Here is a 15,357-nt window from a genome sequence, read left to right as displayed (position 1 = left end):
TCTTGAGCAGCGCCAAGAAGATGGGGGCCCCCGGGCGTCCTCCTGAGCGCGTTCTTTGAGGGGCGACAAACGAAGCCCCCTCAGAAAACTTGTCGAAGTCCTCCGAGGGGGCTCGCCTCCGAGTTGCCAGAAACGGAGGAGCCCATCCACGCGTGTACCTCGGCGTCGTCGTGGTCGTGGCGAGCCTCGCCGCGCAGGCGCTCGGCACCGCCGGCGCGCAGCCGGCCGGCGTTCCGCGGAGGACGACGCGCCGATGGCTCGCCTGGTGGCGCGGCCCCTTCCTCGCGAAGGAGGTCCTGCTCGCGATCCGCACCCGGCTCGTCGGCGTCGATATCGGCGGGATTCCAAGGTCGATCGAACGGCTTCCCGGCACGGCCGACGAGCAGATGGGCACGATGCTCCACCTGCTCGCGCCGCTCACGACGAGCTCGGTCCTCGATGGATCGCGTTTTTTGAGGGACATCGCATGACCACGGCGCCACGCAGAAGATGTCATTCGGCGTGGATTCCGCGGTGAGATAGGGTTTCCCCGCCCGGTAGGTCCGTTCGCCGACCGCGCAGGAGACCTCATGAGCCACGAGCACCGGACGCGCGCGCGCCCGCCAAGGGCCCGTCTGCGCCTTTCGATCCGGAGTAGGAATCGATGAGCCACGACGACCAGGCGCGCATGCGCCTGCGCTGGGCGCGGATGCGCTTCTCCATCATCAGCCACCTGCTCGCCTCTCCGCCGGAGCGCGGCGAGCTCGCGAGTCGGATCGCCGAGCTCGCCGCGAAGTCCTGGCGACACCCGCCCAAGGGCTCGGTGATCCGGCTCTCGCCCAAGACCATCGAGCGCATGTACGACGCGGCGCGCAGCGCGGATGACCCGATCAGCGTGCTCGCGCGCAAGGTCCCGAAGCACGCCGGCTCGCAGCCGAGAATCACGACAGCGGTCGCGTCCGCGATCGAGAGTCAGTATCGCGATCACCCGCGCTGGACCTGGCAGCTCCACCACGACAACCTCGTCGCGCTCGCAAAGACAACCCCCGCGCTCGACCCGGTGCCCAGCTACACCACAGTGCGCCGTTTCATGAAGGCCCACGGCATGTATCGCATCCAGAGGAGGCGCCAAGGCAGGGCGGTCGAATCGGAGATCGTGCCGCGCGAGACGCGCTCGTACGAGCTGGCCTATGTCAACGCGCTCTGGCACTACGACTTCCACGAGGGCAAGCGAAAGGTCATCACGGCCAGCGGGGAGCTGAAGACACCCTATCTCTTCGGCCTGCTCGACGACTGCTCGCGGGTGTGCTGCCACGCGCAGTGGTACCTCGACTGCGAGAGCACCGAGAACCTCGTGCACGGCTTCAGCCAGGGGATCCAGAAGCGAGGGCTGCCGCGCGGCGCCTACAGCGATCGTGGAGGTGCCAGGAAGGCCGCCGAGATGCGGGAGGGGCTCGAGCGGCTCGGCATCGCGCAATATCTCACGCCGCCGAACGCCCCCATCAGAACGGCAAGCAAGAGCACTTCTGGACGCTCGTCGAAGGGCGGCTCATGCCGATGCTCGAGGGCGAACCGAACCTCACGCTCGACTTGCTCAACACCGCGACCCAGGCGTGGGTCGAGCAGGAGTATCACCGCACCGTCCACAGCGAGCTCAAAAAGACTCCGCTCGAGCGCTACCTCGAAGGCCCAGACGTGAGCCGCCCGAGTCCCGACTCCGAGGCGCTGCGCCGGGCCTTCCGCATGGAGATCTCGCGCCACCAGCGCCGGAGCGACGGGACGGTCACGATCGAGGGCGTGCGCTTCGAGGTCCCCTCGGCCTACCGAGTGCTCGAACGTCCCCGGCTTCGTGTCGCGCGCTGGGATCTCTCCAGCGCAGAGCTCGTCGACCCGCGCTCGGGCGCGCACCTCGCCACGCTCTTTCCGCTCGACAAGGAGAGGAACGCGGACCGCGCGCGTCGCGCGCTCACCGAGATCACCGCGCCGCTGGCTCCGTCGAGGAAGCCGCCCGGAATCGCGCCGCTCCTGCGACAGCTGATGGCCGAGTACGCGGCCACGGGCCTGCCGCCCGCCTACCTGCCCAAGAACACGGAGGAGGATTGACCATGATGAGTCGACTCCTGTTTCTCTACAGTTTGAAGTACATTCCCTTCCGCGCCGATGTACCCGCGGAGGCCCTCTACGTCTCGCCGCCCGTCGACGCCTTCCTTCGTCGCCTCGAGCTCGGTTTGGCTCACGGCGGCTTCGCCATGCTCACCGGCGATCCCGGCACGGGCAAGAGCATCGCGTTACGCCTGCTCGCTGCGCGGCTCGGCGCCCTGACCGACGTGGTGGTCGGCACCATCGAGCATCCCCAGAGCAGGGCCGGCGACTTCTACCGCGAGCTCGGTGATCTCTTCGGAGTCCCGCTCTCGTCCAGCAACCGCTGGGCAGGCTTCAAGGCGCTTCGCGCGCGCTGGGCCGAGCACTTCGCCACGACGCTTCGCCGACCCGTGCTGATCCTCGATGAGGCGCAGGAGGCGAGCACGCCCGTGCTCAACGAGCTGCGCATCCTCTCCAGCAAGGACTTCGATTCGAGGCAACTGCTCTGCGTGGTCTTCGCCGGCGACGCCCGTCTCCCCGAGCGTCTCCGCACCGCCGAGCTCTTGCCGCTCGGCTCGCGCATCCGCCGCCGGCTCGTCCTCGACTACGCCTCTCGCGACGAGCTGCTCGCTTGCCTCGACCACGTGCTCGCCGCCGCCGGCAACCCCTCCTTGATGGCCGCGGAGCTCAAGGCCACGCTCGCCGACCACTCCGCCGGAAACTACCGCGTGCTCATGAACCTCGCCGACGAGCTGCTCGGCGCCGCCGCCGAGCGCGAGCTGCCGCGGCTCGACGAGAAGCTCTTTCTCGAGATCTTCGGCGCGGCCCCGGAGCCCAAGTCCGCGAACCGCAAACGGTGAACCTGGAGGCGCCCATGCCACGCACCGCCAACGTCACGCTGCCGATCCCCGAGCCCCTCGCGCTGCTCGACGCCACGCTGCTTTTCCTCATCCAGGTCCTGCTCGCGCAGCACCCCGATCTGCTCGCGCCCCCCGAGGAGCCCGCGCCCCGCACTCCGGGCCTGCGCGCGGCCCGCCGCATCTTCGAGGCCGTCCGCGAGCTCCACGCCGCGCTCGACGGCTACCGCGCCTTCCTCCCTGCGGATCACTCGCGGGCGCTCGGCGACGAGCGGCCCGGCGACGACATTCCGTTTTGAGGTAACCCCGCCCGCGCTCGGCTCATAACGCCGCGCGTCCCTCGATCTTCGCGCTCAAAGGCCCTCAAACTTCGTGCTCGTGTCCGTCCTGGCGTCGCGGCCCGGCCACGACCAAGGCCTCGCCGGCCATGACGCCGCGCGTCCCTCAATCTTCGTGCTCGGCACCCCCTCAAACTTCGCGAGCACGCTCAAATCTTGTCTTCCCGTGAGATCAGCTTCTCCGCTCGCGGGAATTCATCAGGCCGAACGTGCCCGCTCGTTCCCGGAGAGATTTCTGAACCATGAACCACCCCGCGCTCGTCGGTTGTCTGCTCCTCGTCCCGCTCGCCGCGTGCTCGAGCTCGACCGCCGGGGGGCCGAACGACACCGGCGGCGCGGGTGCCTCCGGGCAGGGAGGAGGCGCGAGCGGATCCAGCGCCTCGTCTGCCGGCTCCGCGGCGAGCGGCGTTCCCACGACCGCCGGTAGCGGCCCTTCGGGAAACAGTGGCTCGGGCGGAAGCGCCGGTGCGACGGGCAGCGGTGGCGGCTCCGCGGGAACCGGCGGTTCGCCCGGGGAGGGCTGCGCGACGAACATCGAGCTCCCGACCCTGGCCGAGCTGAAGGCGAATCCAAAGATGCCGGATCCGTTCACTTTCCTGGACGGCTCGAAGGTGACCTCGAAAGCCGATTGGGCTTGCCGCAGGAAGGAGATCAGCCTGCTCGCCGAGGAGTTCATCTATGGCAAAAATCCTGGAAAACCGGAGTCCATCGAGGCCACCTACAGCGGTGGGTCACTGAGTATCACCGTCACGAACGGCGGGAAAACGATCGAGTTCTCGGTGACCATCCGAGCGGCCAGCGGTGGAGGTGGCGGGCCCACGCCGGCGATCTTCAGCATCGGCGCGTCGGCGCCCGCCGGCGTGGCGACCATCGATTATGGGCGCGTCGGTGAGAGGCTCGCAAAGTCGACCGGGAGCCAGGGACGCCGCGCTCCTTCGGGGTTGTTCTACGATCTCTACCCCGACTACAAGTCGACCGGCTCGCTCATGGCATGGGCCTGGGGGGCCAGCCGCGTCATCGATGCCCTGGAGATGACGACGGGTCACAACATCGATACGACGAAGCTCTCGGCGCTCGGCTGCTCGCGAAACGGCAAGGAAGCCGGGATCATCGGCCTGTTCGACGAGCGGATCGCCCTCGTCGCCGCGCAGTCGCCCGGCTCTGGATTGGCGAGCGGCTGGCGCCCCGCGGAGGCGGAGAAGAGCGCCGGGGCGAACGTCCAGACCGCCTCCCAGATCTACGGTGAAGAGAACTGGATGGGAGATGCCTTCGAGTCGTTCGGCAACAGCAACGTCAACAAGCTGCCCATCGACCAGCACGAGGTGCTCGCGCTGGCCTGGCCGAGACCGCTCATCATCATGGAGGGCACGAACGACGGCTGGAACTGCCCGAAGTGCGTCTACACGACGATGAAGTATACCCAGATGATCTACGAAGCGCTGGGATCCAAGGACCACCTCGGCTTCCCCCACCCGCCTCATGGTCACTGCGCGCAGGCGGGGACCTTCGCGACGGAGTACTACAGCGCGTTCGTCAACCGGTTCCTCAAAGGAGAATCCGTGAGCACGGAGGACCTGTTCACGGACAGCTTCACGTTCGACGCGGGCAAGTGGCAGGATGGTGAAATTCCCACTCTGGACTAGGCCAACCCGCGCGCTCAACGATCCCGCGCGCCTCGGCGCGCGACCGCGCCTGCCTGCTGACATGGGCATTTAGCACAGGCCAGGCCGTGCCCGCGGCCTGGCGCACGACGGGACGAAGGACGTGCCGCCCCCGCTGCGCCAGGCGCGATCAGACCGGCACGCTCCGGGAATTTCTCAGCCTGACCTGAGAGCCGCGAACCTGAGACGTCCTCCGGCAGCTCGGCCTGGAGCGACGTTGTGTCTCTGCGTGCGCAAGCGCACCTCGCGCATGCGCCGGGGGCGTCCATTCGCGTGAACAGCCGGGGAAAACCGCACATGACAGATATGAAAGAAGATTGCAAGACCAACGAGTTGACGCGATCCATCGAAGGAGGCGCCCTCTTGCGGCGCGCCGGTCGTCCATGTGCCGGCCCAGGCAGGCGAGCGCTCGGCGCGCTCTGGGCCACCTGGAGGCCCCTGGTGCGGATGGGGATCGTCTGCGGGGTACTGCCCCTCTCCCTGTCCGTGCTGGGGGGTGCCTGTTCGGGATCGGACGGCGCGTCGCCGAAGCCCGGCGATCCGGGCGCGACGGCGGGAGGAGGCGCGGGCGCGCCGACGGGAGGCGGTGGTGCAGGCTCGCCGACGGGAGGCGGTGGTGCAGGCTCGCCGACCGGAGGAGGCGCGGGTGAACCGACGGGATATCCGGACCCGCCGCACCCCGAGGATCCGGAGAAGTACGTCGCGTTCGAGCCCGGGCCCGACCGCTTCCCCATGGTCGCCACCGGCAAGGCCGCGCCGCTGGTCGTGAGCTCGAGCGATTACGCGGGCGTGATCCGGGTCGTCAGCGACCTCAAGACCGACATCGGCCGGGTCACCCAGGTCGAGCCCGAGGTGTCGCTCGACGAGATCCCGGCGGCGGACGACGTGGTGATCATCGGGACGCTGGGCAAGAGCCCGCTCGTGGACCAGCTGGTGAGCGAGAACAAGCTCGACGTCACCGACATCGCGGGCCGGTGGGAGACGTCCCTCCTGCAGGTGGTGAACGATCCGGCGCCGAGCGTTCGCCGCGCGTTCGTGATCGCCGGCAGCGACCAGCGCGGGACGATCTTCGGTGCCTACGACGTCTCGAGGAACATCGGCGTGTCGCCATGGCACTACTGGGACGACGTCCCGCCGCACAAGCACGCCGAGCTGTACATCCTGCCCGGGCGCTACTCGCAGGGGGAACCGAAGGTGAAATACCGCGGCTTCTTCATCAACGACGAGAACCCCGCGCTGGGCACCTGGGCGCGCAACACGTTCGGCCCCGCGCCCAACTCGAGCCGCCCTAACGGCTTCAACCACGAGCTCTACGCCAAGGTGTACGAGGTCATGCTCCGCCTCAAGGCCAATTACCTGTGGCCGGCCGTGTGGGGCAGATCGCTCTTCGACGACGACCCCGAGAACCAGGCGCTGGCCGCCGAGTACGGCATCGTGATGGGGACCTCGCACGAGGCGCCGATGATGCGGGCGCAGGACGAGTGGGATCGCTTCGGGCAGTCAGGTGGCCGGTACGGCGGCAACGGGCAGTGGAACTTCGACAACAACACGGAGGCGCTGAAGAAATACTGGACCGACAGCATCAAGCGGATGAAGGACTACGAGAGCGTGGTGACCGTCGGGATGCGCGGCAACGGCGACCTGCCCATCGACAACGGCGGCAACATCGATCTGATGCAGCGGATCGTGGCGGCGCAGCGGCAGATCCTGGGCGAGGTCACCGGCAAGGACGTCACCACCATCCCGCAGGTCTGGACGCTCTACAAGGAGGTCCAGGCCTTCTGGGACGACGGTATGCGGGCGCCGGACGACGTGATCATCAACTGGTGCGACGACAACTGGGGCAACATGCGCGAGCTGCCCGATCTGTCGGCGCCGGAGCGGTCGGGCGGCTACGGGCTCTACTACCACTTCGACTACGTGGGCGGCGCCCGGAACTACAAGTGGGTCGACACGACGCTCCTCCCCAACGTCTGGGAGCAGCTCCACCTGTCCTATCGATACGGCGTCGATCGGCTGTGGGTGGTGAACGTGGGCGACATGAAGAACGAGGAGCACCCGCTCGAGTTCTTCCTGGACTATGCGTGGAACCCCGAGCGGTGGCCGATCGAGCGGCTCCCCGTGTGGGAGCGGCAGTGGGCGGCGCAGCAGTTCGGGCCGAAGCACGCGGCCGAGATCGCCGAGGTCCTGACCATGTACTCCAGGCTCCAGTCGCGCCGGAAGCCCGAGCTGCTCAACCGGGTCATCACCCTCAACCCGAACGCCAACATCGCCACGAACCCCAGCAGCGCCGTGGTCTACGCCGACGGCAGCCCCTTCAGCCTGATCCATTATGGCGAGGCGGAGCGGGTCGTCGCGGAGTGGCAGGCGCTCGCGGCCGAGGCGGAGCGGCTCAACGAGGAGCTGCCGGAGGAGTACCGCGACGCCTACTACCAGCTCGTGCTCTACCAGGTGAAGGCCAGCGCCAACCTGTACGAGCTCCGCCTGGCCGGGTTCAAGAACATCCTCTACGCCGCCCAGAAGCGCGCCGCCACGAAGGACATGGCCACGACCGCCGAGGCTCGGTTCGCCGACGACAAGGCGATGTCGAGCTACTACAACAACACGCTGGCCGGGGGGAAGTGGAAGGGCTTCCAGACGCAGACCAAGATCGGCTACGGCGGGAACTATCCGGACTCGGGCTGGCAGCAGCCGGACAGAGAGGACTTCATCTGGCCGGCGCTCAAGCAGATCAGCCTGCCGAGCGGGGCGGAGCTGGGCGTGGCCATCGACGGGTCCGACAAGGTCTGGCCCGCAGAGCGGACGGCCGCGGTGCTGCCCGAGTTCAGCCCGTTCCAGAGTCAGCCGGCCCAGTACATCGAGGTCTTCAACCGCGGTCAGGCGCCGTTCGATTACCAGATCGAGCCGTCCGTGCCCTGGGTGAAGGTCTCGCCGAACAACGGCACGATCGAGAAGGAAGTGCGGGCCACCGTGAGCGTCGACTGGGAGGCTGCGCCCAAGGGGACCACGGAGGTGCCGATCACGGTGACGGGGGCGAACGGCAGCAGCGTGGTCGTCCAGGCGATCGTCAAGAACCCGGACGTGAACCGCGACGCGCTCGAGGGGTTCGTGGAGAGCAACGGGTACGTCTCGATCGAGGCCGAGCACTTCACGCGTGCCGTGAGCGCGGAGCCGATCGCGTGGCAGCTCGTCCCGGATATCGGCCGGACGGCAGGGGGCATGACGCCCTTCCCGGTCACCGCGGCCAGGCAGACGCCCGGCGGAGACAGCCCGCACCTCGAGTACAAGATCAACACCTTCACGACCGGGCAGGTGACGGTCTGGGCGTACCTGTCGCCGAGGAACAACGTGCTGCACTCCGACGGGCTGAAGTACGCCGTCTCCATCGACGACGGGCAGCCGCAGGTCGTCAACGTGACCACCGCGCTCAACGGCATCCCGATGAACAAGTCGTGGGAGAGGAACACGTCGGACAACGTGAACCGCACGTCGACCACGCACACCATCGCTCAGCCCGGCGAGCACGTGCTGAAGTTCTGGATGGTCGACCCGACCGTGGTGGTGCAGAAGCTCGTGGTGGACACGGGTGGGCTCAAGCCGAGCTACCTGGGGCCGCCGGAGAGCTACCGCGCGACGAAGTAGCGAGGCGCGCGCAGCAAGCAGTGCAAGCGCCGGGGAGACGGGGAGTAAAATCCCAAGAATCTCCCTGTCTGCCCGCCTCCCTGTTCAATTTTTCGCCCCCAAATGCCAACAAGTTGAGAGGATTTGTCAGCGGGTGATCCCGATCCGGGCTGGGTCGATTCCGGGTCGATTCCCAACCTGGGTCGGGCTGAAGCGCTCAACCTGGGTCGGGTCGCCGGCATTCTTGCCACACCGAGACACTTCGCGACGTCCGTCCACGGCGCGTCGGGTCCTGCCCGTGTCGCGAGCACCGAGCCGCAGGCTTGGCATAGGGTTTGCGTTCCTTGCGATCGCGAGCCGAGGCCGACACGATCGAGGCCGCTCAACCCACCATGACCAATCGCTTCGACAGTCTGATCGCGCACCTGCGCAGCGCATGGAAGCGGACCAAGCAGCCCACCGCCCCGCGCGCCTACCGCTGCCAGTGCGAAAGGCCCGTGTTCTTCCGCAACAGCGAATGCCTGGCCTGCAAGACGCCGCTCGGCTACGAGCCCGAGCGCGCCCAGGTCCTGCCGCTCAAGGCCGGCCCGACCGAGGGCACCTGGCAGATCTGGCGCGACACGGCGGACGCGCCGCAGCTCTACAGGCGCTGCGGCAACTTCGACCTGGCGTCGGGCTGCAACTGGCTGATCCCGGCGGCGGCGGAGGCGCCCGCGCTCTGCGCCGCGTGCCGGCTCAACCGCACCATTCCAGATCTCTCCGTCGCCGAGCACCAGGCGCACTGGCGCCTGCTCGAGACGGCCAAACGACGGCTCGTGTCGCAGCTCCTGGCGCTGAACCTGCCGGTGAAGTCCAAGATCGGCGAGGATCCGGAGCGCGGCCTCTGCTTCGACTTCCTCGCCTCGCCGCCCGACGGGCCCAGGGTGATGACGGGCCACGCCGACGGCGTGATCACGCTGAACATCGAGGAGGCGGACGACGCCAAGCGCGAGCGCACCCGCGCCGCGATGCGCGAGCCCTACCGCACGCTGCTCGGGCATTTCCGGCACGAGGTCGGTCACTATTACTGGGACCTCCTGGTGCGCGACACCGGGTGGCTGGCGCCGTTCCGGGAGCTGTTCGGCGACGAGCAGCAGGACTACGCCGCCGCGCTGAAGGCCAACTACGAGCAGGGGCCGCCGGCCGACTGGCCCGAGCGCTTCGTCAGCGCCTACGCCAGCATGCACCCGTGGGAAGACTGGGCCGAGACCTGGGCCCACTATCTCCACATGGTCGACACCGTCGATACGGCGCTCAGCTTCGGCATCGACGCCGACGAGGTGGAGCTCGACGTCGAGCCATGGGGCGCGGACGCGCTGTGGCGTCCGGACGACCGAGGGGCCGAGACCTTCCTGGGCTTCTTGAACGCCTGGGTGGAGCTGACGGCCGTGCTCAACGAGATGTCGCGCAGCATGGGCCAGCATGACTTCTATCCGTTCGTGCTGCCGCGCCCCGCGGTGGCGAAGCTGCAGTTCATCCACCTCGTGGTGAACGGGGCCTCGCCGGCGGTGCGCTAGCCGGCGGAGCACTCACGGCAGGGCGCTCGCCCGCGCCTACCGCCCGTACAGGCGCTGGAGCTGCTTCACGAACTCCGGCTTGAACACGCCGTCCACGCGGATCGAGTACCGGAAGAACGGGTCCGGCTCGACGCCGTGGTAATCCATGTCGTTGAACCAGTAGATGGGCGCGCGGACGACCGTGCGCTCCTCCCCTGCCCTGTCGCAGACATAGAACCGCTTGTCGCCGCGCGGGTCGAACGAGATGGACTGCGCCGCGCCGATCGCGCTCCCCGGCTCGGTATCCCGGTGCGCGGGCGCGTGATCGTTCGCCTCGAGGCCGAAGATCACGCACCGCCCGATCTCGACGAACGGCAGGCCCCGGATGAACTCGACCGTCCGGGGGAACATCGCCTTGGCCTCCGCCGAAAAGTCCTTGCCGGAGCCCGAGTGCTTGTCTTCCCAGCGATCGTTCTCGAGCAGATGATAGCAGACCTTCCAGGGGAAATAGACGCCGTAACGGTACTTCAGGTACAGCATCTGGGCCCGCGTGAGCGGGTGATCCGTCTCGTCTCCGAACGTGTACTCGCGCCGCCGGTCGGGATCGAAGGCGGACGGGTCGTCGCCGAGCGCGATGAAGTCGCAGAACTCGTCGCGCGAGAAGCCCCCGATGACCTCCCCGTAATCCACGTACGGGTCGTCGTGCACCCAGGGCGCGACCACGCCCATCCATTTCAGGCTGCCGCCGGTGTACGAGGGCTCGACGCGGCAGAGGCCGCGCACGATCTCGCGATCGAGCTCGGGGAAGCACGCCGCGTCGATCAGCGGCGACAGGTCGATGTACGGGCGGCCCCACAGGCCGCAGAGCTTGCTCATGCCGTCCTCGCTCCGAGCGGTACCCGCGCGCGACCATGCCGTCAAACCTGTGGGCGCCGTCCTCCACCAGGGCGCAGGTCGACGGGGCGTGGCCCGGCGCGCGGCTCCCGCGCTGCTGGCGCGGTCCTCCCGGTTCACGGCGTCCCAGGAGGCGCGCACGTGGCCCGGATCGAAGCCTGGCGTGAACGCCGCAGGGTGGAAGTACGTGCCGGCGATCACGAGCGTCCGGTCGGGCGCACGCGTGACCCAGCCGGCTGGCAGGCCACGGTCGCGAACACGTTGCCGATCCACCGCCGCGGTCCACCGCCGAACGGCATGGACGCGCAGCGCGGGCGGAGGCCGCGCGCTCGGGCGTGGAGCGCTCGGGACCGAACGCATCGGGGCCTCCCAGAAGGATGAGCCGCGGCGCAGACAACGAATTCGACTCTCGCCCGAATTATTCAATCCACCAACATGAACGTGACGTCTCGCATCGAGGCATAGGCGAGTATGCCTATACATCGATTCAGCTGGCTTGGGTACGACGTCGTGGCAGTCACCTGCATCGGGCGAACGCGGTCCCTAAGGTGCATGGATGAATTGTCAACACAAGGCAATGAGTGGCTTTCGCCGCTTGAACCCTCGGCGCCAAGCGGACACTGGAGAAATAAAATGAGGTCGACACGTTCCTACGTTGCTACGAAACTGAGCGTTCTCGGTCTCCTGAGCATCGGCATCTGGGCCTGTGGTGAGGCCAATGACGGTGGTACGTCCTCGACCGGCGGAGGCGGCCCCGACGGGACCACCACCAGCAGCGCGGAGACCACGGTCGGCACGGGCGATATGGCCACCAGCGGTGCCGGAGGCGCAGCAGCCGGGAGCACCGCGAGCAGCAGCAGCAGCAGCAGCAGCAATGCAAGCACCGCGGAGGCCAGCAGCTCGGCCAGCGGCGGAGAAACGGTCGGCACGGGCGGTGAACCGGGCGAGTGCGTCAAGGGCCAGACCAAGGGAAATCAGGTCGCGGTCATCGGCGAATCGTTCATCGCCGCGACTCACGGCATCACGCAGCAGATCGAAAAGCAGGCCAAGGCCAACGGCTCCCTCCCCCAGAACGATCGCTATATCGACAACTCGGTCAGCGGCACGACGCTGGCCAACGATCAGATCCCCAGCCAGTACCGCAAAGCCGCGGAGAACGGCATGATCAAGTACGTGCTGATGGATGGCGGCGGGAACGACTGCTTGCTGAGAGGGGACGGCGACGCGGCCCTCGCGGCGGCGGAGTCCCTGTTCGAGACCATGGAGAAGGACAACGTCGAGAAGGTGGTCTATTTCTTCTATCCAGACCCCATCGGCAACCAGTTCGCGTCGCTCAAGACCTGCCTCGATACGCTCCGACCGAAGATGAAGGCATTGTGCGACGGGCTCACGGCGCCGAAGTGCTACTGGCTGGACCTTCGTCCGACATGGAACGGACACAACGAATATACGCAAGACGGAATCCACCCCACCTCTGCCGGTAGCATCGCCACCGGAGATGCAATCTGGGAAGTGATGAAGACGAGCTGCGTCGCGCAGTAACGAGCGATCGATCTACGGGCGACCGCACCGGCCGCAGCGCTCGCTCATGCCGTCCCCGCGCGGAGCGCCGAGAGGTACCTGCGCGCGACCATGCCGTCGAAGGCGTGGACGCCGTCTTCCACCATGGCGTAGGTCGACGGCGTGTAGCCGGGCGCGCGGATCCCGCGCTGCTGCCGCTCGCAGATGGCGCGGTCTTCCCGGTTCACCGCGTCCCAGAAGGTGAACACGTCGCTCGGATCGAAGCCTTTCGTGAACGCCGCGGGGTGGAAGTACGTGTCGGCGATCACGAGCGTCCGGTCGGGCGCGCGCGGGGCGAGCCGGTACGTGAGCAGGTAGTCGGGCTGGAGGCTCGTGAGCAGGCCCGGGAAGAGCATGGCGTCGCGCACGCGCCGCCGCTCCGCCTCGGGGACGATGAGCGGCCGCGCGCCTGGCGCCGCGCTCGTCGAGACGGTGTCGGCGCCGGGCGCGAGGTCCATGACGCCGCCGAGCCACGGGCCCCCCCGGCCCCAGGACACGGCGTCGTCGCACGGGGTCAGCCGCTCCAGCGCGGGGTGCACGCGCGGGAAATGGTGAGACTCCTGGAAGTTCTCCGCGCAGAGCTTCCAGTTCGCGGCGACCTCGTACTCCACCCGCCTGCCCCGCCGGAGCGAGCGCAGCCCGGGGCGCGAGAGCCAGGGCGGCGCCTCGCCGATCGCGCTCTCGAGCGGCGGCGCGCCGGGATCGAGCGTCACGAACAGGAAGCCGTAGAGGGCGCCGGCGCGCGCCGGGAGGAGCCCGTGCGCGCCGCGGTCGAAGCCGGGCGGCGCGTGGGGCGCGGCGCGCAGCGCGCCGGAGAGCTCGTAGGTCCAGCCGTGGTACGGGCACTCGAGGTGCGCGAGGCGGCCGCACGGGCCGTCGAGCAGCGTCGCCGCCCGGTGGCGGCAGACGTTGTGGAAAGCGCGGATCTCCAGATCGGCGCCGCGGAGGACGACGACGCCCGCCGGCGTGAGGGGGGCGAGCAGCCACTCTCCTGGGCGGGCGATCTCGTCCTCGCGGCCGACGCAGAGCCAGGAGCGCCCGAAGATCTCGGCCTGCTCGAAGGCAAAGACGTCCTCGTCCCAGTACGCGCGCGCGGGCAGCGGCCGGGCGCTGGGGAGCGGCGCCAGCACCGCGTCGAGATCGGCGGGGGTGAGAGGGAGCTTCGGCAAGGCGGGCGATGCTACCAGAACGAGGGCGCGGATCGCGCCGCCCGGGATCGGCTCAGGGGGCCGGCTGCGGATCAGCACCCGAGGATGCTGGCGTTGCCGCACGAGTAATAACACTCGTCGCAGTTCACGCATGTGTCGTAGTCGAGATAGAGCCGCGCCCCATCCGGATGTCTGTCCATGCACGCGGTGAAGCAGGCGTCGTCCCCGTCCTCGCAGGTCACGGCGCACCGAGCGAACAGGATGCAGTCGTCGTTGAGGGTGCACGCATCGAGCTCATCGGCGCAGCTCCCCTGGACCGCGCATCCGATGCACCCGCTCGTGTCGCTGCCGCACTCGTCGAGGTCGTCGCAGGCCAGGGTGGCGTTGCAATCGGCGAGGTCCGTGCCCTCCTCGCAGAGACCGGTGCCTTCGGGCTCGTCGCACTCGCCGTTGTTCGTGGAAGCGCACGGCGCGCCTACCGCGCAGTCCGCGACGTCCGTGCCCTCCGCGCAGAGCCCGGTGCCCTCGGGCTCGTCGCAGACGCCGTCCTGCACGCGGTCGCACGGCGCGAGCTCGCAGTCGTCGACGTCCGTGCCCGCCGGACACCGGCCCGTGCCCTGGGGCTCGTCGCAGGTGCCGTTGCCGGTCAAGGGACAGGAAGAGAGGCAGTCGGCGGGGTCGGTCCCGACCGGGCATTTGCCGGTGCCCTGGGGCTCGTCGCAGATGCCATCACCCGCGCTGGGACAGTGGCCCGTGGGATCGAGACAGCCCTGGAGGGCCGCCGCATGGACGTCGCAGACCTCCGCCAGGTGATGACCGTCCACGCACCGACCCTCCAGCCGGGCACAGTCGATGTACGCCGTGTGCTCTTCCTTGCAGCGCTCCTCGGCTCGCTTGGCGATGGCCTCCTCCTCGGCCTCGCACAGGCCCTCTTTGTCGCCAGAGCAGTCCTCGCAGGCGCAGCGGGCCTCGCAGACCGTCCCGTAGACCGGCTGCTCGGTCTTGCCACCATCGCTCCCCGAGCTGGCGCAGGCCGCGAATAGACCGGCGATCGCTGCTGTGATCATCACGTGTCGGACACGCATGGGGTCTCCTCATCCTCTGGCTGAAATGAGAGGTCGTCCGCGGAGGCGCAGGGCGCCGACGCGACGCGGCAAGGGCAAGACGACATGGCTGGCACTCGAAGCACCAGGGCACCCTTCACCTGCGCACACCGCGCTCGACCGCCTTTTGTCTCGGCTATGACTGGAAAAATTCAACCCAAAGAAAACGGCTACCTATACCAGCTCCGACGGCGGCCGGTCAATCATCGCGAGGCGACGCTCGGGTCGACAGCGCGTCGCGAGGCGACGCTGGGGTCGACAGCGGGCAGGGCAGCGGCCGCCGCTGCGCTCGTGGCGACAGGGGCGGAATGGCCAAAGCTTCACGGAACTCATGAGGTGCGCTCGATGCGCTCCGGCTTGCCAACGAGCTGAGGAGCGGACGCCCGAAACCTCACGGACATCGGGAGGTGCGCTCCGGCTCGGGAAGGTGCTGAAGAGAAGAGAAACGCTCAGGTCGGCAAGGACGGCTCGCCGGACGGGTGGAACGGGTGAAAACGAGTGGAGAAGAGAGCGTCGCGACCTCCAAAACGCGCTCCACCAACGTGGAGCGGACGCGACAATCGCGCGCGCTCGCCGTCG

The 15,357-nt window shown here is 68.3% G+C and carries 10 protein-coding genes and 1 pseudogene; 8 read left to right on the top strand and 3 right to left on the bottom strand.

The window, feature by feature from the left end:
- Nucleotides 1–152: 152 nt before the first annotated feature.
- The 7 genes and pseudogenes from WME82_RS18360 (at nucleotide 153) to WME82_RS18330 (ending at nucleotide 10,094) form a co-directional block, all read left to right on the top strand.
- Nucleotides 153–470: a hypothetical protein gene (locus WME82_RS18360; protein ID WP_438043886.1), complete on the top strand. Its 318-nt coding sequence runs from the start codon at nucleotides 153–155 to the stop codon at nucleotides 468–470.
- 173 nt (nucleotides 471–643) lie between these two features.
- Nucleotides 644–2,082: pseudogene (locus tag WME82_RS18355) on the top strand (IS481 family transposase).
- A 2-nt stretch (nucleotides 2,083–2,084) separates the two neighbouring features.
- Nucleotides 2,085–2,921: an ExeA family protein gene (locus WME82_RS18350; RefSeq protein WP_438043885.1), complete on the top strand. Its 837-nt coding sequence runs from the start codon at nucleotides 2,085–2,087 to the stop codon at nucleotides 2,919–2,921.
- 14 nt (nucleotides 2,922–2,935) lie between these two features.
- On the top strand, nucleotides 2,936–3,217 hold the full coding sequence (locus WME82_RS18345) for a hypothetical protein (protein ID WP_437277946.1): 282 nt from the start codon (nucleotides 2,936–2,938) through the stop codon (nucleotides 3,215–3,217).
- A 281-nt stretch (nucleotides 3,218–3,498) separates the two neighbouring features.
- A complete protein-coding gene (locus WME82_RS18340; protein WP_438043884.1) occupies nucleotides 3,499–4,899 on the top strand; it encodes a glucuronyl esterase domain-containing protein in 1,401 nt (466 codons plus the stop codon).
- A gap of 465 nt (nucleotides 4,900–5,364) precedes the next feature.
- A complete protein-coding gene (locus WME82_RS18335) occupies nucleotides 5,365–8,559 on the top strand; it encodes a glycosyl hydrolase 115 family protein (RefSeq protein WP_438043883.1) in 3,195 nt (1,064 codons plus the stop codon).
- Nucleotides 8,560–8,930: 371 nt separating this feature from the next.
- Nucleotides 8,931–10,094 carry a zinc-binding metallopeptidase family protein gene (locus WME82_RS18330; RefSeq protein ID WP_438043882.1) on the top strand — a complete coding sequence of 388 codons (1,164 nt, stop codon included), beginning with the start codon at nucleotides 8,931–8,933 and terminating at the stop codon, nucleotides 10,092–10,094.
- A gap of 36 nt (nucleotides 10,095–10,130) precedes the next feature.
- On the opposite strand, the gene WME82_RS18325 is transcribed toward WME82_RS18330, so the two are convergent.
- Nucleotides 10,131–10,949: a hypothetical protein gene (locus tag WME82_RS18325; RefSeq protein ID WP_437746772.1), complete on the bottom strand. Its 819-nt coding sequence runs from the start codon at nucleotides 10,947–10,949 to the stop codon at nucleotides 10,131–10,133.
- Nucleotides 10,950–11,519: 570 nt separating this feature from the next.
- On the opposite strand from WME82_RS18325, the gene WME82_RS18320 reads away from it, so the two are divergent.
- A complete protein-coding gene (locus WME82_RS18320) occupies nucleotides 11,520–12,509 on the top strand; it encodes an SGNH/GDSL hydrolase family protein (RefSeq protein ID WP_438043881.1) in 990 nt (329 codons plus the stop codon).
- Nucleotides 12,510–12,553: 44 nt separating this feature from the next.
- Here WME82_RS18320 and WME82_RS18315 read toward each other — a convergent pair whose 3' ends face one another.
- On the bottom strand, nucleotides 12,554–13,696 hold the full coding sequence (locus tag WME82_RS18315; protein WP_438043880.1) for an aromatic ring-hydroxylating oxygenase subunit alpha: 1,143 nt from the start codon (nucleotides 13,694–13,696) through the stop codon (nucleotides 12,554–12,556).
- Nucleotides 13,697–13,767: 71 nt separating this feature from the next.
- Nucleotides 13,768–14,760: a latent transforming growth factor beta-binding protein gene (locus tag WME82_RS18310; protein WP_438043879.1), complete on the bottom strand. Its 993-nt coding sequence runs from the start codon at nucleotides 14,758–14,760 to the stop codon at nucleotides 13,768–13,770.
- Between the last annotated feature and the right edge of the window lie 597 nt (nucleotides 14,761–15,357).

Source organism: Sorangium sp. So ce128, assembly GCF_051525245.1.
Taxonomy (GTDB): Bacteria; Myxococcota_A; Polyangia; order Polyangiales; family Polyangiaceae; genus Sorangium; species Sorangium cellulosum_B.
The sequence above is the reverse complement of the archived record's forward strand: the minus strand, read 5'-3'. Positions and strand labels throughout refer to the sequence as shown.